The sequence below is a fragment of the Mesorhizobium sp. M7A.F.Ca.ET.027.03.2.1 genome (assembly GCF_003999175.1).
In the GTDB taxonomy this organism is placed as follows: domain Bacteria; phylum Pseudomonadota; class Alphaproteobacteria; order Rhizobiales; family Rhizobiaceae; genus Mesorhizobium.
The window spans coordinates 1-542 of the sequence record NZ_RZOM01001817.1 but is presented as its reverse complement, the minus strand read 5'-3'; the positions used below and the strand labels follow the sequence as shown (position 1 = coordinate 542).

At 66.2% G+C, this 542-nt stretch carries 1 protein-coding gene; it reads right to left on the bottom strand.

Annotation, left to right across the window (positions count from 1 at the left end; all coding sequences use genetic code 11):
• Positions 1–542 (bottom strand): aromatic amino acid lyase (locus tag EN750_RS38235; RefSeq protein WP_189526862.1); only part of this gene is annotated, 542 nt, incomplete at both ends.

The window sequence follows — 542 nt, the reverse complement described above, 5'->3', positions numbered from 1 at the left end:
CGGCGGTGGCGTTCTCGACCATGCCGATCAGCCGGCGCGCACCGTGCGCGGCCATCGAAACATGGTCTTCCTGGTTTGCCGAGGTGGGGATCGAATCGACGCTGGCCGGATAGGCTTTCTGCTTGTTCTCCGAAACGAGCGCCGCCGCCGTCACCTGCGGGATCATGAAGCCGGAGTTCAGACCGGGCTTCGGCGTCAGGAAGGCCGGCATGCCGGACAGCGCCGGATCGACAAGCATGGCGATGCGGCGTTCCGACAGCGAGCCGATCTCGCAGACGGCGAGAGCGATCATGTCGGCGGCGAAGGCCACCGGCTCGGCGTGGAAATTGCCGCCGGAAAGTGCGGTGTCATCCTCGGCGAAGATCAGCGGATTGTCGGTGACGCCATTGGCTTCGGTGCCCAGCGTGTCGGCCGCCTGGCGCAGCACGGTGAGTGCAGCGCCCATCACCTGCGGCTGGCAGCGCAGGCAATACGGATCCTGCACACGTTCGTCGCCAACCCGATGCGATTCACGGATGGCGCTGCCGGCCATCAGATTGCGC